General features: G+C 58.7%; 19 protein-coding genes. 7 read left to right on the top strand and 12 right to left on the bottom strand.

Annotated elements, in window-relative coordinates; translation table 11 throughout:
• Window positions 1-82: 82 nt before the first annotated feature.
• On the bottom strand, window positions 83-646 hold the full coding sequence (locus ACLBW8_RS21225) for an NAD(P)H nitroreductase (protein WP_447806230.1): 564 nt from the start codon (window positions 644-646) through the stop codon (window positions 83-85).
• 139 nt (window positions 647-785) lie between these two features.
• On the opposite strand from ACLBW8_RS21225, the gene ACLBW8_RS21220 reads away from it, so the two are divergent.
• Genes ACLBW8_RS21220 through ACLBW8_RS21210 form a run of 3 tightly spaced genes read left to right on the top strand, consistent with a single transcriptional unit; the run spans window position 786 to window position 4421 of the window.
• On the top strand, window positions 786-2225 hold the full coding sequence (locus ACLBW8_RS21220; RefSeq protein ID WP_064453974.1) for a di-heme oxidoreductase family protein: 1440 nt from the start codon (window positions 786-788) through the stop codon (window positions 2223-2225).
• Window positions 2226-2256: 31 nt separating this feature from the next.
• Window positions 2257-3321 (top strand): imelysin family protein, encoded by a 1065-nt coding sequence (locus tag ACLBW8_RS21215; protein WP_064453975.1) that lies wholly within the window; start codon window positions 2257-2259, stop codon window positions 3319-3321.
• A gap of 2 nt (window positions 3322-3323) precedes the next feature.
• Complete coding sequence (locus ACLBW8_RS21210) at window positions 3324-4421, top strand: DUF1513 domain-containing protein (RefSeq protein ID WP_447806288.1); 1098 nt, start codon at window positions 3324-3326, stop codon at window positions 4419-4421.
• Window positions 4422-4474: 53 nt separating this feature from the next.
• On the opposite strand, the gene ACLBW8_RS21205 is transcribed toward ACLBW8_RS21210, so the two are convergent.
• From ACLBW8_RS21205 to colR, 7 genes are all read right to left on the bottom strand, one after another.
• Complete coding sequence (locus ACLBW8_RS21205) at window positions 4475-6025, bottom strand: alginate O-acetyltransferase AlgX-related protein (RefSeq protein ID WP_407016225.1); 1551 nt, start codon at window positions 6023-6025, stop codon at window positions 4475-4477.
• Between the two features lie 11 nt (window positions 6026-6036).
• Window positions 6037-7464 (bottom strand): MBOAT family O-acyltransferase, encoded by a 1428-nt coding sequence (locus ACLBW8_RS21200; RefSeq protein ID WP_237140865.1) that lies wholly within the window; start codon window positions 7462-7464, stop codon window positions 6037-6039.
• 512 nt (window positions 7465-7976) lie between these two features.
• Window positions 7977-8204, bottom strand: a complete 228-nt coding sequence (locus ACLBW8_RS21195; RefSeq protein WP_053257809.1) for a hypothetical protein — start codon at window positions 8202-8204, stop codon at window positions 7977-7979.
• Window positions 8201-8920, bottom strand: coding sequence for a lipopolysaccharide kinase InaA family protein (locus ACLBW8_RS21190; RefSeq protein ID WP_447806229.1), 720 nt, complete (start codon window positions 8918-8920; stop codon window positions 8201-8203). The genes ACLBW8_RS21195 and ACLBW8_RS21190 overlap by 4 nt, the downstream gene beginning before the upstream one ends.
• A gap of 4 nt (window positions 8921-8924) precedes the next feature.
• Window positions 8925-9605, bottom strand: a complete 681-nt coding sequence (locus tag ACLBW8_RS21185; protein WP_128591768.1) for a class I SAM-dependent methyltransferase — start codon at window positions 9603-9605, stop codon at window positions 8925-8927.
• 189 nt (window positions 9606-9794) lie between these two features.
• Entirely contained in the window at window positions 9795-11075 is a 1281-nt protein-coding gene (locus tag ACLBW8_RS21180; protein ID WP_064453981.1) for a sensor histidine kinase, read from the bottom strand.
• The gene (gene colR, locus ACLBW8_RS21175) at window positions 11065-11748 is read right to left on the bottom strand and encodes a two-component system response regulator ColR (RefSeq protein ID WP_016975511.1); all 684 of its coding nucleotides are present in this window, start codon (window positions 11746-11748) and stop codon (window positions 11065-11067) included. The genes ACLBW8_RS21180 and colR overlap by 11 nt, the downstream gene beginning before the upstream one ends.
• Before the next feature lie 201 nt (window positions 11749-11949).
• Here colR and ACLBW8_RS21170 point away from each other — a divergent pair, with 201 nt between their 5' ends.
• From ACLBW8_RS21170 to ACLBW8_RS21155, 4 genes are all read left to right on the top strand, one after another.
• A complete protein-coding gene (locus ACLBW8_RS21170) occupies window positions 11950-13899 on the top strand; it encodes an LTA synthase family protein (protein WP_447806228.1) in 1950 nt (649 codons plus the stop codon).
• 75 nt (window positions 13900-13974) lie between these two features.
• A complete protein-coding gene (locus ACLBW8_RS21165) occupies window positions 13975-14673 on the top strand; it encodes a response regulator (protein WP_447806227.1) in 699 nt (232 codons plus the stop codon).
• The gene (locus tag ACLBW8_RS21160; RefSeq protein ID WP_447806226.1) at window positions 14663-15961 is read left to right on the top strand and encodes a sensor histidine kinase; all 1299 of its coding nucleotides are present in this window, start codon (window positions 14663-14665) and stop codon (window positions 15959-15961) included. Before ACLBW8_RS21165 ends, ACLBW8_RS21160 begins: the two co-directional genes overlap by 11 nt.
• 83 nt (window positions 15962-16044) lie before the next feature.
• Window positions 16045-16422 carry a hypothetical protein gene (locus tag ACLBW8_RS21155; RefSeq protein WP_447806225.1) on the top strand — a complete coding sequence of 126 codons (378 nt, stop codon included), beginning with the start codon at window positions 16045-16047 and terminating at the stop codon, window positions 16420-16422.
• Window positions 16423-16499: 77 nt separating this feature from the next.
• Here the strand turns inward: ACLBW8_RS21155 and groL are convergent, their stop codons facing one another.
• The 4 genes from groL to ACLBW8_RS21135 all read right to left on the bottom strand — a co-directional run bounded on the left by groL (window position 16500) and on the right by ACLBW8_RS21135 (window position 20015).
• Window positions 16500-18146 carry a chaperonin GroEL gene (gene groL, locus ACLBW8_RS21150; RefSeq protein ID WP_064453985.1) on the bottom strand — a complete coding sequence of 549 codons (1647 nt, stop codon included), beginning with the start codon at window positions 18144-18146 and terminating at the stop codon, window positions 16500-16502.
• A 50-nt stretch (window positions 18147-18196) separates the two neighbouring features.
• A complete protein-coding gene (locus ACLBW8_RS21145; RefSeq protein WP_017846112.1) occupies window positions 18197-18493 on the bottom strand; it encodes a co-chaperone GroES in 297 nt (98 codons plus the stop codon).
• 247 nt (window positions 18494-18740) lie between these two features.
• Window positions 18741-19217, bottom strand: a complete 477-nt coding sequence (locus ACLBW8_RS21140) for an FxsA family protein (protein WP_053257817.1) — start codon at window positions 19215-19217, stop codon at window positions 18741-18743.
• Window positions 19218-19283: 66 nt separating this feature from the next.
• Window positions 19284-20015, bottom strand: coding sequence for a HugZ family pyridoxamine 5'-phosphate oxidase (locus ACLBW8_RS21135; protein ID WP_447806224.1), 732 nt, complete (start codon window positions 20013-20015; stop codon window positions 19284-19286).
• Window positions 20016-20105: the final 90 nt, after the last annotated feature.

Genomic DNA, 20105 nt, shown 5'->3' with positions numbered 1-20105 from the left:
GTGTGACAGTCACTGGATGTATTGACTGATCCACCGCTTTCGCGAGCAAGCCCGCTCCCACATAAAGCAGATCTGCGCTTTCTTACAGACCAGTCCAGGCTGTAACAAACGGCGTCAGGTCTTCTTTCGGCGCAGTGCGCGGCGGGTTCTGCGGGGTGCCCAGGTAGAGGAAGCCAATCACTTCCTCATTTGCCGTCAGCCCCAGGCCTTTGGCGACGTGAGCCGAGTAGGACAATTCGCCGGTGCGCCACACGGCACCAATCCCCTGAGCGTACGCCGCCAGCAGAATGCCGTGGGCCGCACAGGCGGCCGCCAGCAGTTGTTCGGACTTCGGCACTTTGAAGTGTTCTTGCAAACGGGCAATCACCACAACGACCAGCGGTGCGCGCAATGGGCCGTTCTGGGCCTTGTCGATGGCGGCTTGCGGCGCGTCGGCGTCCTGCAGTCGCGCGGCTTCGGCCAGCAGCGTGCCCATTTGCTCACGGGCCGCGCCTTCCACGGTCAGAAAACGCCATGGGCGCAGTTGGCCATGGTCGGGCGCGCGCATGGCGGCGGCGAACAGCACGTCGCGCTGCTCCTGGGTCGGTGCCGGTTCCAGCAAACGCGGCACGGAAACACGGTTGAGCAAAGCGTCGAGAGCCTGCATTGGCCACCTCCAGATAAAAATGTGCGGCCATTCTAGCGGTAATGAATCGGATTCCACCAAACGATAATTGCTCTTATTCAATCCGCCCTGCCCTGTTAGACTTTGCGGCCTTATTTTCCGCCTTCGTTCAGGGAATTCGATGTTCCGTTCGTTTCTTCGCCTATGCGCAACATTGATGGCCTTGAGCCTGACTGCTTGCGATGACGCCCCACGCTTCACCAAGGCTGAGCCCGGTGAAGCGCGAGCTGGCGGCGCGACGACGGTCAACAAGCGCGACCAGAACGCGTTTTCCCTGCCCTCGGCCAACCTTGCACCCAGCCGCCGCCTGGACTTCAGCGTCGGCAACAGCTTCTTTCGCAGCCCCTGGGTGATTGCGCCGTCCACCACCACTGCGCGCGATGGCCTGGGCCCGCTGTTCAACACCAACGCCTGCCAGAACTGCCATATCAAGGATGGCCGTGGTCACCCGCCGCTGCCCGATGCGCCCAATGCGGTGTCGATGCTGGTGCGCCTGTCGATCCCCGCGCCTACCTCAGACCTGCCGGCCTATGCCAAGCTCATTGAACAGATCGGCGTGGTGCCAGAGCCGGTGTACGGCGGGCAACTGCAAGACATGGCCGTGCCGGGCGTAGCCCCCGAAGGCAAAGTGCGGGTCGACTACACGCCCGTCAACGTGACGTTCAAGGACGGCACGCAGGTCGAGTTGCGCAAGCCCGCCCTGCAAATCACCCAGCTCGGCTACGGCCCGATGCACCCGGATACACTGTTCTCGGCGCGAATCGCCCCGCCGATGATCGGCCTGGGCCTGCTCGAAGCGATCAGCGACGCCGATATTCTGAAAAACACCGACCCGAACACCGCCGACAAAGACGCCATCGTCGGCCGCGCCAACCAGGTCTGGGATGACGCCCGGCACACCACCGTCCTCGGGCGTTTTGGCTGGAAAGCCGGGCAACCCAACCTCAATCAACAGAATGTTCACGCGTTCTCCGGTGACATGGGCCTCACCACGTCGCTGAGACCCTTCGATGACTGCACCGACGCCCAAGTCGCCTGCAAACAGGCCCCTAACGGCAATGGCCCCGACGGTGAGCCGGAAGTCAGCGATAACATCCTGCGCCTGGTGCTGTTCTACACCCGCAACCTCGCCGTGCCGGTACGCCGTGGCGTCAACACGCCGCAGGTGCTGGCCGGGAAAAACCTGTTCTACCAGGCCGGTTGCCAGGGTTGCCATAAACCAACGTTCACCACGGCCGCCAACGCTGCCGAACCCGAGCTGGCCAACCAAGTCATTCGCCCCTACAGCGACCTGCTGTTGCACGACATGGGCGAAGGCCTGGCCGACCACCGCAGCGAATTCAAAGCCAGTGGCCGCGACTGGCGCACGCCGCCGTTGTGGGGCATTGGCCTGACGCAAACCGTCAGTGGCCACACTCAGTTTTTGCATGACGGCCGCGCCCGCAATCTGCTTGAAGCCGTGCTCTGGCATGGCGGCGAAGCGCAGGCGGCGCAGCAGCATGTGTTGTCCTTTAATGCCGAGCAGCGGGCTGCGTTGCTGGCGTTCCTGAATTCTCTATAAGCTTTGCCCCACTTACCGAAGGGAGCTCGACATGTTTCGTCCCAAGTTGTTGTTCACCAGCCTGGCCGCCCTCGCACTCGGCGCCTGCTCGCCTCAGGACCCGCAAGCCGTGACCTCGGCGGCCATCGCCAAGCAAGTGATCCTGCCGACCTACAGCCGCTGGGTTGACGCCGACCGCCAACTGGCCGTCAGCGCCCTCGCCTACTGCCAGGGCAAGGAAAGCCTGGAGACCGCCCGTGCCGACTTCCTCCACGCGCAAAAAGCCTGGGCCGAGTTGCAACCGCTGCTGATCGGCCCACTGGCCGAGGGCAACCGTTCGTGGCAGGTGCAGTTCTGGCCGGACAAGAAAAACCTGGTGGGTCGCCAGGTCGAGCAACTGGTCACCGCCCAGCCGCAGATCGACGCCGCCGCCTTGGCCAAGTCCAGTGTCGTGGTGCAGGGCCTTTCGGCCTATGAATACATCCTCTACGACGCCAGGACTGACGTCGCCGACGAAACCCAGAAAGCCCGCTACTGCCCGTTGCTGGTCGCCATCGGCGAGCGCCAGAAGGCCCTGGCCGAAGAGATCCTGGCCAGTTGGAACAGCACCGACGGCATGCTTGCGCAGATGACCAAGTTTCCGAACCAGCGCTACGCTGATTCCCACGAAGCCATCGCCGACCTGCTACGCGCGCAAGTGACAGCACTGGACACCCTGAAGAAAAAACTCGGCACGCCAATGGGTCGCCAGACCAAAGGCATCCCGCAACCGTTCCAGGCCGATGCCTGGCGCAGCCAGTCGTCCCTGCAGAGCCTGCAGGCCAGCCTCGCGGCGGCCCAGACCGTGTGGGTCGGTGTCGACAACAAAGGCCTGCGTGGCTTGTTGCCGTCGGAGCAGAAGCCGTTGGCCGACAAGATCGACGCCGCCTATGCCGCTTCCCTGAAACTGTTCGCCGGCAACCCGCGCACCCTCAATGAACTGTTGGCCGACGATGCCGGGCGCCAGCAGCTCAACGATATTTACGACAGCCTCAACGTCGTCCATCGCCTGCACGAAGGCGAGTTGGCCAAAGCGCTGGGCATCCAACTGGGCTTTAACGCCAACGACGGTGACTGATGATGCTCAGGCGACAGGCTTTGGCGGTTGGCAGCGTGCTGCTCAGTGCGATCACGCTGGGTGGCTGGACGCTGTTCAAGCAAAAGGACAAAGGGCCGCTGCTGCTGTCGGCGCGCGATGATGCGGACGGCAAGCACTACGCCGTAGGCTATCGCCTGGACGGCAAGCAGGTGTTTGCCACGCAGGTTGGCCAGCGCTGCCACGACATCATCAACCACCCGACGCTGTTGATTGCGCTGTTCGTCGCCCGTCGCCCGGGCACCGAAAGTTACCTGATCGACCTGCGTGATGGCGCGCTCCTGCAAACCATCACGTCGAACGCCCATCGCCACTTTTATGGCCATGCGGTCATTCACAAAAGCGGCAACTGGCTGTACGCAACCGAGAACGACACCTCCGATCCGGGCCGCGGCCTGCTTGGCGTGTACACGTTCGAAGGCGAGCGACTGGTACACAGCGGCGAAATTTCCACCCATGGTATCGGCCCGCATCAGGTGTCATGGATGCCCGACGGCGAAACCCTGGTGGTGGCCAACGGCGGCATTCGCACCGAAGCCGAAAGCCGTGTGGAGATGAACCTCAACGCCATGGAGCCGAGCCTGGTGTTGATGCGCCGCGATGGCAGCCTGATCAGCAAGGAAACCCTCGGCCAGCAGATGAACAGCGTGCGCCATATGGGGATTGCCAGCGATGGCACGATCCTCACCGGGCAGCAGTTCATGGGGCCGTCCCAGGAGCGTTCCGAGTTGCTCGCGATCAAGCGCCCGGGGCAGCCGTTCGTGGCGTTCCCGGTGGCCGATGAGCAATTGCAGGCGATGGGGCATTACACCGCGAGTGTCGCAGTGCACAGCGAACTGCGCCTGGTCGCACTGACGGCGCCACGGGGCAATCGCTTTTTTATCTGGGACATGGACAGCGGTGAGCTGCGCCTGGATGGGCCTTTGCCGGACTGTGCCGGCGTGGGCGCGGTGGCGGATGGGTTCGTCGTCACGTCAGGCCAGGGGCGCTGCCGCTTCTACGATTGCCGCCAGCAGCAGTTGGTCGCCAAGCCACTGGAATTGCCGGCCGGGCTTTGGGATAACCATCTGCACCTGATCTGATCGCCGTCATGCATAGGGCCACGTATGGCCCTATAGCGGTGGCAGCGTCTTTGTTACTTCTTTTTAACTGCGTCTGCGTTCACGCCGGTAGCCAGGTTCTTGAGTGAAAACCCTGAACAGGCAGTGGTGCTGTCGATGTCAAAGCGAACATTGACGACTTGCTCTGTGGTCGGCCAGCCAGGCGCGCCGGACAGGTCCACAGACGTAGTGCCCTGGTTAATAAAGAACCGGGCGCTGTGGCTTTCCATGAACCCTTCAGTGGGCGTGGACCAGAAAATCTGCACAGGCGTGAGTTTTTCCGCTGGGTTGAAGCATTCTGCATCGAAGGTCAACTGATGCGACTTTGAACCCGTGGCCTGTGGGGCCATGGTGAACACGATGAAAGGGTCCGGGCCAGTAATGTCATAGCGCCCTGCCGTTTTCGTCGTTTTGACGTCGTTGATCAGCGAGACCGTGCCCTTGGCGGACGGCACAAACTCATCGCTATTGGGCGACATCGCATACAGCTCAGGCGGCGAAACGAACAAGCCGATTCGCGACCCGCGCTCTACCACGGAATACACAACGTAGTCAGGTTTGAAGCGCTCAACCAATTTGGTCAGGCTGTCACTGTCGAGGGCATCGTGGTGCACCTGAACCACATTGGAAAAGGTTGCGGCCATGAAGGGAGACATCGCGATGCCATACGAATCGCGCAGCCACAGGACCTTTTTATCATTCAGAGCGTCCTTGGAGACAAATAGCTCAGCGTGATGCGGTGGCTCTGATGGCATATTCTGGCTCGTACCCAGCAATTTCCCCGAGTTGTAGTCGTAACGATCAACCTTGATTTTGTATTTTTCGTCAAAGCTCAGGACAACTCTCTGATCACGCGTCGAGTTTTGCACGCGCTGGAACTTGGCCAAATCACCGCCGCCCTGCGGGAGAATAGAAGCCACTTTACCGTCGGCAGGATCCGGCCAAACCAGCTTCGGCTCAGCTTTGCGCAAGTTATCCGCCAAGGCGGTAAAGGCGATCCAGGCACCCAGGTTGTTCCAGTGAGTGTCGGTCTTGAAGTACAGCGGTGGGTTTTTGTCTTTCGCTGCCAGGAGCGGTGTGAACGCATCGACGTACACCCCTTGCGGAGCAACTTTCAGCAACTGCGCGGTCACAGGGTTGGCCGAATGGGCCGCCCAAGCGGGCAAGAATTCCGGGTAAATGGAATCTTTATCGGGGCCAATCAGCACGCGGTACTGCTTAACGCCGTGGTGTTTGTACCACTTGTCCCACTTGGCCTGCGTGTCCGCGACTTTCTCGACAGTGCTGGCCTCTTGCGGCGTCATACCGGTGCGTTTAACCGAAATAGACTTTATGTAGTCATCGCCCAGGAACAGCCAGCCATCCTTGCCCAGGATCACTTCACCCGGATCGATAGAAACGCCGACCATGCTGTAGAGGCTGCCTAACAACGGCATCGCAAAATCAACGTTATAGAGGAACGAGAGTTCCCACCATTTCACATTTTCATCGGTATGGCCGGGCAAGCGTGTTGCAAGATTGAAGACCGGCGAAATCATCAGGATCAGAAATGCAGAAATGAAAAAGACCGCTATTTTATTTTTCATCACGACACCGATCAAAAGTTAAAATACAAGAAGACGGTGCTGGTCGTCTTCAGGGTGGAATACATGGCAATCGCAAATACCAGCGTCATCCAGATGGTTTTTTTCCAACCAAATGCGCCTTCGACTGTCAACGTGAACGAGTTCTTCATCGGGGTGATAATGAAACCAATCAGAATCATCGCGAAGCAAATCGCGTTCACGGCGATACCCTGTGGAAGCAGGCTCAGCAAGTGATCCGACAGCACGCCGCCCCACGCCAGGTTGGCGGTGGGTATGGCGCTGACCGGTGTACCGGTGATGGAGCCGAAATCAAACATTTTGATAATGATGTTATTCGCGTCCTGCATCGAGGTCGCGCGGAAAAACACCCAGGTGATATTGATAAACAGAAAAGTAACCAGCCAGGCCAGCGGGTTCGGCATGCTCATGCCCAACTGCTTCCAGACTCGATGGATAACCAGTGCACCACCGTGCAACGCGCCCCAGATGACAAACATCCAGCTCGCCCCGTGCCACAGGCCGCCGAGAATGAAGGTCAACATCAGGTTCATGTAGATACGCGGGGATGAACAGCGGTTGCCGCCCAACGGGATATACAGATAATCACGCAGGTAGCGACTCAAGGTCATGTGCCAGCGACGCCAGAAATCCTGGATGTCGAGGGACTTATACGGCGAGTTAAAGTTGATCGGCAGCCAGATATTGAACAACAGCGCCGCGCCGATCGCCATGTCGCAGTAGCCACTGAAGTCAAAATACAATTGGAACGTGTACGACAGGCTGGTGGCCCAGGCGCTGTAGAAGTCATGATGAGCGCCGGGTGCATAGCCTGCGTCCGCCCACACCGAGAAGGTGTCTGCCAAAATGACCTTTTTGAACAGGCCCACGCTGAAAATGAAGATACCCATCAGAATGTTTTTGTGGCGAACAAACAACGTCCAGCGCGATTCAAACTGGGACATCATTTCTTTGTGGTGAAGAATCGGGCCTGCAATCAGATGCGGAAAGAACGTCACAAACAAGGCGTAGTTAATGAAGTCATATTCTTTCGCCTCGCCGCGGTAGCTATCGACCAGGAAAGCGATTTGCGTAAAGGTGTAAAAACTGATGCCCAGTGGCAAGATGATTTGCTCAAACCCGACATGACCACCGGCCAGCGCGTTAAAGTTATCAATCAAAAAGTTTGTGTATTTGAAATAGGCAAGCAACGAAAGGTTTATCGCAATCGCACCGGCCAGCGCCCACTTTTTGGCCCGCGCCGTTTGAAGAGCCTTTGTATACGGCGAGACTAACCAACCGCCCGCGTAGTTAAAGACAATTGAGCCCAGCAACAGCGGCAGGTAGGCGACACTCCAGTAACCATAAAAAAACAAACTGGCCAATACCAACCAGATCTTCCCGGCTGATACCAACCTGGCTTTGTTTAAAATAAAGTACACGGCAAACACTATTGGCAAATACACCAATATGAATATAGAAGAGCTAAAAATCATTGACCCACCCCAAAAAAACAAAACTTGCAGTTAAAGACCACTGCGTTCCAACCCTTATAAGAGCCGCAGGTACCTATTCTTCATGTTTACCACTGCAAGCGTTCATCTTGAGCTATTAACGTTCATCAACATTCACCCGTTCCTTCAGCTACCGATATCCGGTCGATTTTCCTTCTCTCCCCCTTCTGCAATACGCAAAGCGTCGACAGAAGCCCCAGTCGCTGGAAAAAAGGAGAGCGAAGATACCATAGCGCGCAGGAATTCGAGCGTTTGAAACAGGAAAATTCCGACACGTCCGCCAGACATTTCCCAAGGACTCCCTGCACCAATGCATGCTATAGGCGTCAATTTTCAAACAAGGTGAGTCATTGGAACGGACGTCTTTCGGCGGGTATCTGCACCTGCAACAACGTAAAAGGCCCCGCAGTGCGGGGCCTTTTACGTTGGCTGTGATGTATTCAACTCTGCGGTCTCATCCCTTGGGACATCCCGAACATGAATAACAGCAAATCATGATCAGGCTTGACCGCCACACTGGCCTTGGCAACACGTGGTAACAGACATTGCCCGCTACCCTGCACCGCGCTCAGCACTTGTGTGCGAGGTTGTTCCCACGCAGCCAGCGCCAGGGCTGCAATGCCCAACGCGCCTACCAGGAACAAACCTCGTGCTATTTCTAGCTTCATCTGGTTAAACCCTTGATAGCGCTGCCAAACGCCGTCTCGTAAAAGTAGCTGAGTTTTTCCCAGTCGGTACTGCTCCACGACGAATGGCGCCGCAGTTGCAGCATGTCATGGGAAGCCGCCCGATAAGCGGTCAAACGCTGGCGGCACTTTTCGAAATCCAGCAGCGCCACTTCCACATTGGCCGCGTCGCCCTCGCCAGTCACCCGTACAAAGATGTGTTTGATGTACAGGCAACCATGCTGCCAGCGGCCCTTGTGCATGCGTGCCAGGGTGTAGGCCAACTCCTTGAGCACGCGTTCGTGAACCAACTCGCCGTACTGCTCGCGGCCACCGGCGGCGTACCAGTTTTCGATTTCATCGAATCCGTCTAATGACGCGGTCACCAACAGCGCTTTCCACTGGTGCTCCGGATCACGGCGCGCGCCGCAGAACACCAGTTCCGGTACGCGTACATCCAACGAGCGCAGGCCCTTCAGGGCATCGCGCTCGCGCAACACGGTCGGACGTCCAAATGGGTGGAGCCAACTGCGGTAGATGTGCCCGGTCTGGCGCTTGCTGTAGAGCAAGCGGCCATTGGGGCTGATCACCCGTTGCACACCACTTTCCCCCCCACGTCGACGGTTGGGCTCCTCGACCCACTCGCCCCGTTGGCGCCAGAAATAATCAAATCGCTCTTCGGGAGCTACGTGACTGCCTGATACGCACTCAACTGCCATCCTGTTACCTCTTACGCAATACATATACTCGCCACATGGCGTAGAGCGGCATGAAGTCCAGGGACTCCTGAACCCGGAAACCGGCCTGCTCAAACTCTGCCTCAACAGTAGCAGCCGGTAACACAAACCGGTTTTGATAACCTTCCTGCTCACCTTTCTCGCGACGTTTCGCTTCGAGGCGCTTGCGTTTCCAGGCCTTGAAATTGCCATCTACCCACAGCGAAACAATCACGCTGTCGCGGGTAACTCGTTGAAATTCCTTCAGTATCGCCAGCCTGTGTTCCGCATCACCAATGTGGTGCAGCAGGCGCATACAGAAAATGCTGTCGACCGAGTTATCCGGTAAATCAATATCGAACGCAGACGTCTGCAAAGGACGTACCCGTTTCACCACGTCAGCCGGTTGGGCAATAGTGGCGACGTTTAACATCGATGCCGAATTGTCGGCCCCGATAATCACCCGATTGGGCTTTTCCGCCAGTAACGGCCAGAAACGTCCAGCCCCACAGGGCAGGTCCAACACCAAGCCTGGCTCGCCGGCCATGGCCAACGCGCCGCGCGCCAATTGCTCGTCGCGTTTGTGGGACAACCGGCGAGCCAGATTGTCCTGATGTTTGAGCAAATATTCCTGCGCGTGCTGATCGTCGTACTTTTCAGAAAAATCGAGCTTGATCGGGGTAGACATCAACGGTTCTCCAGTTGCTGATGCCTACAACCTTAAGCAGCGAAGTGTGACTAACAGGTCAACCCGTTGTGAAAAACTTGTCCTGTCCAGCCCCATACATTTCAAGACTTTACAGACACAATCAGTGGCATGGGGCCATCTTCGCCGAAAAGCGGGGTACCTGCCGCAGGATAGCGGCAGGGAGGGTGCTCAGGGTTTGACCTGGCTCAACTGCACATGAAAGCGGCAGCCATTGGGCTCCATGGTGCTCAGGCTGACGCTCCAGCCCTGGCTCTCGCAGATCCGTTGCACCAACGACAAGCCTAAACCGAGGCCTTCACCGCGCTTTTCGCTGCCGCGCACAAAGGGCTCGAACATCGCTTCACGCTTGTCTTCGGGAATCCCGACGCCGGAGTCTTCCACGACAAAGCCGCTGGGTTCGAGTGTCAGGCGGATAAAGCCTCGCTCGGTGTAGTGCAGCGCGTTGCGCAGCAAGTTGCCCATCACTGCATGCAAGAAGGTGGTGTTGTAGCGGGTATCCAGGGGATTGCCCGGGAGGTAGATCAATTCAAGGCCTTTGTGCTCGATGGGCTCGCGCCAGATGCCGAGCAAATCTTCGGCCACCTGGGTCAGGTTGACCTGGGGCGACATGGCCGCATCATCGTGTTTGGCACGGGCCAGCATCAGGAAGGTTTGCACCAGCTCGCGCATTTCTTCGCAGGCCCGGGCAATGCGCAGCACCTGATTGCGGCCGCGCTGATCAATGGCGGGGTTTTCCAGCAGCAGCTCACAGGAGCTGGCCAACACCATCAGGGGGGTGCGCAACTCGTGGCTTACATCGCTGGTAAACAATTGCTCACGGGACAATGCCTGCCGCAAGCGGCCCAGGGTGGCGTCGAAGGCCACGGCCAGCTCCCCGACTTCATCGGCCGCGTAATCCGGCGCCAGGGGCGGCGCCAGACCCAGCAACTGGTCACGATGACGAACCTGGCGCGCCAGACGCACCACGGGCGCCATCACCTTGCGGGCCAGCACCCAACCGAGGAACACCGCCAGCGCCAGGCTGAGTACAAAACCCACCAGCACTACGGCAAACAGTACGCGCTCGCGCTCTTCGAAATCGCTTTGGTCTTGCAGCAGGACGTAGCGCCGGCCATCGACCACTTCGACCATGGCGTGGTACGACAGCGACTCGCGAAACACCTCATGAAAGCCCGGTTCCAGATGGCGCAAATCCTTGGGCAGTTCGAAATCCCCGGGCCCGCCGCTGAAATAGAACAATTGATCCGGCTCTGGGCGATGGCTCCAGTCCTCGACACTGTCCATCAGCAACAGGCGCTGCAGGTCGCCGCCCAGGCCGGCCGAAATCAGTTTTTCTTCCACCAGGTGCACGGTCGCAACGATGCCCATGGCGAACGCCCCCGCCACCAGTGCGCTCATCAAGGCAAAGGCGATGATGATCCGCTGGGCGAGGCTTTGCTTAAACTCCATCACGCCCCTCGGCCAGGCGATAACCCACACCGTGCACGGTTTGCAGCAACGGCTTGGCGAAGGGCTTATCGATCACTTGGCGCAATTGGTGAACGTGGCTGCGCAGGCTGTCGCTGTCCGGGCAGTCGTCGCCCCACAGGGCTTCTTCGAGAATTTCTCGGCGCAACACGTGCGGGCTCTTTTGCATCAGCACCGCGAGCAATTTCAGGCCCACCGGGTTGAGCTTGAGCAGGCGCCCTTCGCGGGTCACTTCCAGGGTATCAAGATCGTAATGCAGGTCGGCCACTTGCAGCGCGCGACGGCCGCCCCCTTGCGCACGGCGCAGAACCGCTTCGATGCGCGCGGCCAATTCCGACAGGGCGAACGGTTTGAGCAGGTAATCATCGGCCCCGGATTTGAAGCCCTGCAGCCGGTCATCCAGCTGGTCGCGCGCGGTGAGCATAATTACCGGCGTATCGCGACGAGCGTCTTCACGCAGGCGTTTGCACAAGGTGTAGCCATCGATGCCAGGCAGCATGATGTCGAGCACGATCAGGTCGTAATGCTCGGTGGCGGCCAGGTGCAGGCCCGACAAACCGTCCTGCGCACAGTCTACGGTATAGCCTTTTAGCCCCAGGTAATCGGCCAGATTGGCCAGAATATCGCGGTTGTCTTCAACCAATAAAATTCGCATGGGCAGTGTCTCCGTACGCGGTAACGGCCGTGTTGGCTCGCGCAGCTTAAGGCCAAGCGCGGCTCAGGGATAGAGCTGGACGCCACGTCGATATAGGTTTTCAACCAATTATACAAACCAACAAGTTTTTCACTATAGCTTCACAAACTGGCTACAGTGACAGGCCGAATATCGGCGTCCATTGATATAAGGAATATGGACATGGGGTTTTTCAACACCGCGCCGATGCGCTTTCTGCTGCTCGTAACCGGCGCATGGCTGGTTATTTTCCTGCTTACCCGCACTGTGCTGCTGATCACGCATTTGGATGAAGTCGGTGGCAACCTGCTGCCGGTGTTTGGCGTTGGCTTGCTGTATGACCTGGCTTTCCTGGCCTATGCCGCTTTGCCGCTGGGGCTGTATCTGCTGCTCTGCCCACCCGCACTGTGGCGCCGCCGTGGCCATCGCTGGTTCCTGCAGGCGGTGCTGACCATCAGCCTGTTCGCCATGTTGTTTACGTCGGTGGCCGAGTGGCTGTTCTGGGATGAATTCGGCGTGCGCTTCAACTTTATCGCCGTCGATTACCTGGTGTATTCCAACGAGGTGATGAACAACCTGCTGGAATCCTACCCGATCGGCAAGCTGCTCAGCCTGTTGGCGATGCTAGCGATTGTGCTGAGCCTGGCCTTGCGCAAGCCGTTCAACAGCGCCATGAACGCGCCCCTGCCGCCCCTGCGTGGTCGCTTGTTGAATGCCCTGTGCCTGTTGGTAGTCGCCGGTCTCTTCATGCAATTGATCAGTCAGGACAGCCCACGTTCCTCGGGTGGCAACGCTTACAAGAATGAATTGGCGAGCAACGGCCCGTATCAGTTTTTTGCCGCGTTCCGCAACAACGAGCTGGATTACACACAGTTCTATAAAAGCCTGCCCACCGAGGTTGTCGCCAAGCAATTGCGTGCTGAACTCACCGAGCCCAATGCGCGCTTCATCGGCACCGACCCGCTGGACATCCGCCGTGCAATCACCAACCCCGGCACTTTGCGCAAACCCAACATCGTGCTGGTGACCATCGAAAGCTTCAGCGCCAAATACATGGGCAGCAATGGCGACGACCGCAACCTCACACCCAACCTCGACGCCTTGCGTAAACAAAGCCTGTATTTCAATAACTTCTATGCCACCGGCACCCGCACAGACCGTGGCCTGGAGGCGATCACCCTGGCGATTCCTCCCACGCCCGGCCGTTCAATCGTCAAGCGCATCGGCCGTGAAAGCGGTTTCGCCAGCCTGGGCCAACAACTCGGCGCCATCGGTTACGACAGTGTCTTTGTCTACGGCGGACGCGGTTACTTCGACAACATGAACGCGTTTTTCAGCGGCAACGGTTATCGGGTCGTGGACCAGAGCAGCGTGGCGGAATCGGAAATCTCGTTCAAAAATGCCTGGGGCATGGCCGACGAAGACCTCTACCGGCAAACCCTGAAACTGGCCGATGCCGACTACGCCAAGCAGCAGCCCTTCCTGCTGCAACTGATGACCACATCCAACCATCGCCCTTACACCTATCCGGAAGGTCGCATCGATATCAAATCCGGCAACGGCCGTGACGGCGCGGTGAAATACACCGACCACGCCATCGGCGAGTTCCTCGACGCGGCACGCCAGAAGCCGTGGTTCGATAACACGATTTTCGTGTTCGTCGCCGACCACACCGCCGGCAGCGCAGGCAAGGAAGACTTGCCTATCGCCAACTACCAGATCCCGCTGTTTATCTATGCACCCAAGCTGATCGAGGCCCGGGAAACCGCGCAACTGGCCAGTCAGATCGACCTGGCACCTACGTTGCTGGGTTTGATCAACCTGAGCTACGAATCCACCTTCTTCGGCCGCAACCTGTTGCAAGACAGCCCGCTGCCACCGCGCGTAGTGGTCGGCAACTACCAGCACCTGGGCTTGTTTGATGGCAAGGACCTGGCGATCCTCAGCCCACGCCAAGGCCTGCGTCGCCACGATCAGGCCTTGGGCGAGAGCCAGGAGTTACGCGTGGGCACGGATGACCCGTTGATCCAACGCGCAATTACTTACTATCAGGCCGCCAGTTACGGGTTCACACAGCAATTATTGAGCTGGAAAGCGCCCAAGAACGCGGCGCCTGCCATCAGCGTGCGCTGACGCCCTCGTGAGCCCTTGCCTCCCCATGGCAAGGGCGTAACACTTGCGCCCATTCTCCGGCGATGGCGCCCTCTCATGTCCGACACCCTGCTGCTGATTGAAGACGACCGCCCCTTGGCCGCACTGACGGCCGAATTCCTGCGTGCCGAAGGGTTTACCGTGGCGGTTGAGCACCGTGGCGATCGCGCCGCACAGCGCATTCTTGACGAACAGCCGGCGCTGTTGATCCTCGATGTCATGTTGCCGGGCATCGACGGGTTTACCCTGTGCCGACAGATTCGCGATCAGTACCCCGGGCTGATCCTGATGATGACCGCGCTGGATGAAAACGCCGAGCAACTGACCGGCTTCAACGTCGGCGCGGATGACTATGTCGTCAAGCCTGTCGACCCGCTGCTGTTGCTGGCCCGAATTCGCTCGTTGCTGCGTCGCCATCCTCAAGCCCCGCGTGCTTATTACCAGTGGGGCGCCTTTCGGCTGGACCTGAACAGCCATTTCGCCTGGCTCGACGAGACCCCTTTGCAGTTCTCGGTTGCCGAGTTCGAATTACTGGCGATTTTCGCGCGCCATTGCGGGGTGTTGCTGACGCGGGAAAAACTCCTGCAGAGCCTGCGCGGCCTGGAATACGACGGGCTCAACCGTTCCATCGATATGCGTGTGTCGCGCTTGCGTAAAAAGCTGATGAGCCTGGAATGCCCGGTGACCATCCAGACCATCACGGCCCAAGGCTATCTGTTCGTGGAAAGCCCGCGGGAGGCCCGACATGTTGACTAAGGTGCGGCCCTGGATGGTCGCCGTAGCAGGCGCGGGCTGGGCGAGTTTGACGTTTTATCTGTTGTGGCTATGCGCCAACGCCTCGGTGTTTGTCGGCGAAGACAGCTTTTTGCGCCTGATGGCCGGGCCGGCCTACCTGGTAGCCGAACAGCTCAGAGCCTTGCCGGCCGACCAACGTGAAGCACGCATGGACATCCTGCGCGCGCACTTCCAGTACCCGGTAAATCTGATCACGCTGGACGAGGTCGAGTTGCCGCCGGAAGCGTTGGTCATGCTGGAACATAAACAACCGGCACTGAGCAGCGACGAAGACATCAGCTACTTTCCGCTGGATGACGACACCGTGATCCAATTCGGCCCTATGTGGGGCAGTGCCGAGGTCAAGGATCTGCTGAAATTCCCGGTTTACTGGATCACCGCCGGTGTAGCAGGCCTGCCGGTGCTACTGCTACTCGGGATCGGTTTACGCCTGCACCGCCGTCGCACCACTGACCTGAACACCCTCAAGACCTGCCTTGGCACACTGGCACGCACCCCGAATGTGATGTTGCCTGCCATGGGCAAGGAATGGACGCCGTTGCTGATGACGTTGCAGCAGCACGCGCGGGATATCAGCGCCATGAACGAACGCCACCGCGAAGTCTCCCAGGCCGTGTCCCACGAACTGCGTACGCCTTTGGCGCGCATGCGTTTTGCCTTGACGCTTCTGGGTAAAAGCGAAGACCCGCTCACCCGTACACGCCTGCAAGAACGCTTGCTCACCGATGTCGAAGAGCTCGAAGCCCTGGTTCGCGCCAGCCTCGCCTTTGCCCGACTGGCGGGCGCACCGACCGACCTGCAGCATGAGCCGATCAACCTGCGAGAATGGCTGCACCAGGAGTTTGCCTTGCTCGACGGGCACCACCGCCAGTTGAGCCTGGAAACCGAGCCCGCCCACCTTGAACTGATCGGTGACCGTGCCCTGCTGCACCTGATCGTGCGCAACCTGTTGAGCAACGCCATCACCTATGCACGCGATCAGGTGTGCGTCAGTGCCACTTACCACGGCCAACATCACCTGGTGCTGCATGTAGACGATGATGGCCCCGGCATATTGGCGGAGAACCGCGACAAGATCTTCGAGCCCTTTGTGCGGCTTGCCCTGGGCGGCGATGAGCCCACTGGCTCCGGCCTTGGCTTGGCACTGGCCAAGCGCGCAACCCAGTGGCATCACGGTGAATTGTCGGTATCGCGCAGCCCTTTGGGCGGCGCACGCCTGAGCCTTATTCTGCCACTAAGGCCGATGTAACCTGCGTGTTACAGCCTGTGACAGTGAAGCTTTCGCATTGCTCGTAACCTCACCAACTGAATCCCAGGTTGGAGAGTTCTTTCATGCGTCCCCGTAAGAAGCATTTGTCCACGTTGATGCTGTCGCTGTGCATCGTTTCCGGCTCACTCTTGCCCGGCAATGCGTCGGCCTCGCGCCTGGCGGTCACAGACTCGCCATCGCCACGAATGGAAGACAAACACGCTGGCGACCACACCGCGAATACGGCGCGCCCCGCAAAAACCCAGGGTCTGGTCGTCACACCCGCGCCTGGGAGGCGGCCCAGGCCCTCCGCCCCTGAAAAACTCGCGCACCTGCCTGTCCCTCGCCCACTCAAGGAAGTTGCTGCACCGCAACCCCTGGCACTTATGCCGACTGCCCAAGTGACCTTGGCGCGGGGAATGACCTTCAGGAAGCTGTTGCGACGGCGCACCCTCGGCTGATTCATCATCAAGCCCCATAAAAAAAACCCCGCCTGCATCGCTGCAGGCGGGGTTTTTATTAGCCGGGTAAGGCTGGCTTACATCATGCCGCCCATGCCACCCATGCCGCCCATGTCTGGCATACCGCCGCCAGCCGAGCCTTCTTTCTTCGGTGCATCAGCGATTGCCGCTTCGGTGGTCAGGATCAGACCGCCGATGGAAGCTGCTGCTTGCAATGCCGAACGAGTCACCTTGGTAGGGTCCAGGATGCCCATTTCGATCATGTCGCCGTAGACGCCAGTGGCAGCGTTGTAACCGTAGTTACCTTTGCCGTTCTTGACTTCGTTGACCACAACGCTTGGCTCGTCGCCGGAGTTGGCAGCGATCTGACGCAGTGGTGCTTCAACAGCACGACGCAGTACAGCGATACCCACGTTCTGGTCAGCGTTGTCGCCTTTGAGGTCAACCAAAGCTTCCAGAGCACGGATCAGCGCAACGCCACCGCCAGGTACCACGCCTTCTTCGACGGCTGCACGGGTTGCGTGCAGGGCGTCTTCAACGCGGGCTTTCTTCTCTTTCATTTCAACTTCGGAACCAGCGCCAACCTTGATTACTGCAACGCCGCCGGACAGCTTGGCCAGACGCTCTTGCAGTTTTTCACGGTCGTAGTCCGAGGAAGTTTCAGCAACCTGGGCACGGATCTGAGTGATGCGAGCCTGGATGTCCTGCTCTACGCCAGCACCGTCAACGATGATGGTGTTTTCCTTGGAGATGGTCACGCGCTTGGCGCTGCCCAGGTTTTCCAGGGTAGCGCTTTCCAGGCTCAGGCCGATCTCTTCGGAGATAACGGTACCGCCGGTCAGAACAGCGATGTCCTGCAGCATGGCCTTGCGACGGTCGCCGAAGCCTGGAGCCTTGACGGCTGCAACTTTAACGATGCCACGCATGTTGTTCACAACCAGCGTCGCCAGGGCTTCGCCTTCAACGTCTTCGGAAACGATCAGCAGCGGACGGCCGGCTTTGGCAACGGCTTCCAGCACTGGCAGCATTTCGCGGATGTTCGAGATCTTTTTGTCGACCAGCAGGATCAGCGGGCTGTCCAGTTCGGCAACCATGGTTTCCGGCTTGTTGACGAAGTACGGGGACAGGTAGCCACGGTCGAACTGCATGCCTTCTACAACCGACAGTTCGTTTTCCAGGCCAGTGCCTTCTTCAACGGTGATCACGCCTTCTTTACCGACTTTTTCCATGGCTTCGGCAATGATGTCGCCTATGGAGCTGTCGGAGTTGGCGGAGATGGTGCCTACCTGAGCGATAGCCTTGGTGTCAGCGCATGGCTTGGACAGGTTTTTCAGCTCAGCAACAACGGCGATGGTCGCCTTGTCGATGCCGCGCTTGAGGTCCATCGGGTTCATGCCGGCAGCGACGGCCTTGTAGCCTTCGTTGACGATTGCCTGAGCCAGAACGGTAGCGGTGGTGGTGCCGTCGCCTGCGTCATCGTTGGCACGGGAGGCAACGTCTTTGACCAGCTGCGCGCCCATGTTTTCGAAACGGTCTTCCAGTTCGATTTCTTTAGCGACCGAAACGCCGTCCTTGGTGATGGTCGGAGCGCCGAAGCTCTTCTCGATGATCACGTTACGGCCTTTAGGGCCCAGGGTCGCTTTTACTGCGTCAGCCAGGACGTTGACACCGGTGAGCATTTTTTTGCGGGCGGAATCGCCGAATTTAACTTCTTTAGCAGCCATGATCGATATTCCTTAAATTCTTTGGAGTAACGGAAAAATGAGCGGGAAAATCAGCCTTCCAGTACAGCGAGAATTTCGTTCTCAGCCATTACCAGCAGGTCTTCGCCGTCAACTTTCACAGTGTTGCTGCCGGAGTAAGGGCCGAAAACAACCTTGTCACCGACTTTAACGGCCAGCGCACGCACTTCACCGTTTTCCAGAGTCTTGCCTGGGCCTGCAGCGACGATCACACCGTGGTTGGCTTTTTCAGCAGCCGAACCTGGCAGAACGATACCGCCAGCGGTTTTCTTTTCTTCTTCGCTGCGACGGATAACGACGCGGTCGTGCAGAGGACGAAGCTTGCTCATTGTCGATCTCTCCTAATTGTGTTTTTCATCGGCCGGTATTGGTACCGGCGGGTTGTATTCCGGCTGTGCCGGTCGCGCCTCGCCAAGCAAGACGCGGAAGTCTGTCTGGTGTCGCCACCAGAAACCTTGCGGTGACCGTTACATAAGGGCGCATAAGCTTATTTCAAGGGGCCGCGGCGGAAATTTTTTGCGTGTGCCGGGCGGTAAACGCAACACGGCACCCGAAGGTGCCGTGCCGATTAAGCGGTTATTTACTGTCGCGGTGCTCGAACTCACCTTCGATCACATCACCTTCACGCCCCAACGGTTGGCGCGGAGCCGGGCCACCACGAGGTTGCAGGTCATCGGCGAATGCACGCTGGCGAATCGCAGCCTCCTCGGCACGCTGGCGCATCTTGCCGGCCAGCAGCTTGCGGGTGAACGGCAACAGCATGACCAGGCCAACCACATCGCTGATAAAACCCGGCAGGATCAACAGGCCACCCGCCAGGGCCATCATCAGGCCTTCAAGCATGGTCTGCGCGGGCAGTTCGCCACGGTTCAGGCTTTCACGGGCACGCAACGCAGTTGCCAGGCCGGCGACGCGCAGCACCAGGACGCCGAGCATCGAGCCCGCGATTATCAGCAACAGTGCCGGGAAGAACCCGATCGCACTGCTGACTTGAACGAATACGAACAGCTCCAACACCGGAAACAGCAGAAAGAGCAATAAAAAAGGGCGCATCAAATGGTTCCTCAACGCAAGAATGCCTTGCCAGTTCACCTTAGATGACGTCGCCGTTTCGTGATTTCAAGCGTCGGCGGGTTCTTTTTTCGGCCAAACGTCGGCGTGAGCCAATGAAACCAGGGCTTCGCGTACTTGTGTCGGAGTGTTGCAAGGCTCTGCGAAGGGCAGCCAATGCAGGGACTGACCGATACGCAGGTGCATGCCTTCGCTGTCGATACCGGCCAATTGCGCCGGCTCATGTGCAGGCAAGCCGGCGAGTTCGACGTAATGCGCAATGGCCTTGGTGTGGTCGCTGTTCATGTGCTCGATCATGCTGCGCTCGGTCTTGCCGGCGAACGGGTTGGCGAGGGTCAGCTGATCGACCCAGTGAATCGCGCCAAACCCGCCGATATAGCGGTGCCGCACGGGCTTGAGCACCCAGAAGTCGAAATCGTGGGCTTTGTGATAGTTGGCAGAATCCGGGAAGTAGCGGTAATACCGCTCGGCGGCCGCTTCAATCGCAACCTCATCCTCAAGCTTTTCAGCTTCGGCCAGGTAGGTCAGGCGCCCTACCGCTTGTATATCATCGGCCTCGCGCTCACCCACCAGCAGCGAACACTTGGGATCTTTCTGCAGGTTATGGGTGTGCTGGGCGATACGGCTGATCAGGATAATCGGGCGGCCCTGCTCGTCGAGGCAATAGGGCACGACCGAGCCGAAGGGAAACCCGGGCATGGCTTTGGACAATGTGGAGAGAGCCCCACGGTATTCCTTGAGCAACAGCTCTCGGGCGTTCTTGGCAACCTGCGCGCTCAATGTATGACTCCTCGGGTGTTCAGCCGCCCACAGCGTACGACGTCTATGGGAATGAATCTCAACACAAGGTAATCAATATCCGCGCAGGTT

The organism is Pseudomonas sp. M5A4_2d (assembly GCF_053345295.1).
This window is presented reverse-complemented; position numbering and strand designations above follow the sequence as displayed.

Excerpts from the sequence above, each read along its gene's own strand:
- ACLBW8_RS21225 (WP_447806230.1), bottom strand. The coding sequence starts at position 646 with ATGCAGGCTCTCGACGCTTTGCTCAACCGTGTTTCCGTGCCGCGTTTG.
- ACLBW8_RS21220 (WP_064453974.1), top strand. The coding sequence starts at position 786 with ATGTTCCGTTCGTTTCTTCGCCTATGCGCAACATTGATGGCCTTGAGC.
- ACLBW8_RS21215 (WP_064453975.1), top strand. The coding sequence starts at position 2,257 with ATGTTTCGTCCCAAGTTGTTGTTCACCAGCCTGGCCGCCCTCGCACTC.
- ACLBW8_RS21210 (WP_447806288.1), top strand. The coding sequence starts at position 3,324 with ATGCTCAGGCGACAGGCTTTGGCGGTTGGCAGCGTGCTGCTCAGTGCG.
- ACLBW8_RS21205 (WP_407016225.1), bottom strand. The coding sequence starts at position 6,025 with ATGAAAAATAAAATAGCGGTCTTTTTCATTTCTGCATTTCTGATCCTG.
- ACLBW8_RS21195 (WP_053257809.1), bottom strand. The coding sequence starts at position 8,204 with ATGAAGCTAGAAATAGCACGAGGTTTGTTCCTGGTAGGCGCGTTGGGC.
- ACLBW8_RS21190 (WP_447806229.1), bottom strand. The coding sequence starts at position 8,920 with ATGGCAGTTGAGTGCGTATCAGGCAGTCACGTAGCTCCCGAAGAGCGA.
- ACLBW8_RS21185 (WP_128591768.1), bottom strand. The coding sequence starts at position 9,605 with ATGTCTACCCCGATCAAGCTCGATTTTTCTGAAAAGTACGACGATCAG.
- ACLBW8_RS21180 (WP_064453981.1), bottom strand. The coding sequence starts at position 11,075 with ATGGAGTTTAAGCAAAGCCTCGCCCAGCGGATCATCATCGCCTTTGCC.
- colR (WP_016975511.1), bottom strand. The coding sequence starts at position 11,748 with ATGCGAATTTTATTGGTTGAAGACAACCGCGATATTCTGGCCAATCTG.
- ACLBW8_RS21170 (WP_447806228.1), top strand. The coding sequence starts at position 11,950 with ATGGGGTTTTTCAACACCGCGCCGATGCGCTTTCTGCTGCTCGTAACC.
- ACLBW8_RS21165 (WP_447806227.1), top strand. The coding sequence starts at position 13,975 with ATGTCCGACACCCTGCTGCTGATTGAAGACGACCGCCCCTTGGCCGCA.
- ACLBW8_RS21160 (WP_447806226.1), top strand. The coding sequence starts at position 14,663 with ATGTTGACTAAGGTGCGGCCCTGGATGGTCGCCGTAGCAGGCGCGGGC.
- ACLBW8_RS21155 (WP_447806225.1), top strand. The coding sequence starts at position 16,045 with ATGCGTCCCCGTAAGAAGCATTTGTCCACGTTGATGCTGTCGCTGTGC.
- groL (WP_064453985.1), bottom strand. The coding sequence starts at position 18,146 with ATGGCTGCTAAAGAAGTTAAATTCGGCGATTCCGCCCGCAAAAAAATG.
- ACLBW8_RS21145 (WP_017846112.1), bottom strand. The coding sequence starts at position 18,493 with ATGAGCAAGCTTCGTCCTCTGCACGACCGCGTCGTTATCCGTCGCAGC.
- ACLBW8_RS21140 (WP_053257817.1), bottom strand. The coding sequence starts at position 19,217 with ATGCGCCCTTTTTTATTGCTCTTTCTGCTGTTTCCGGTGTTGGAGCTG.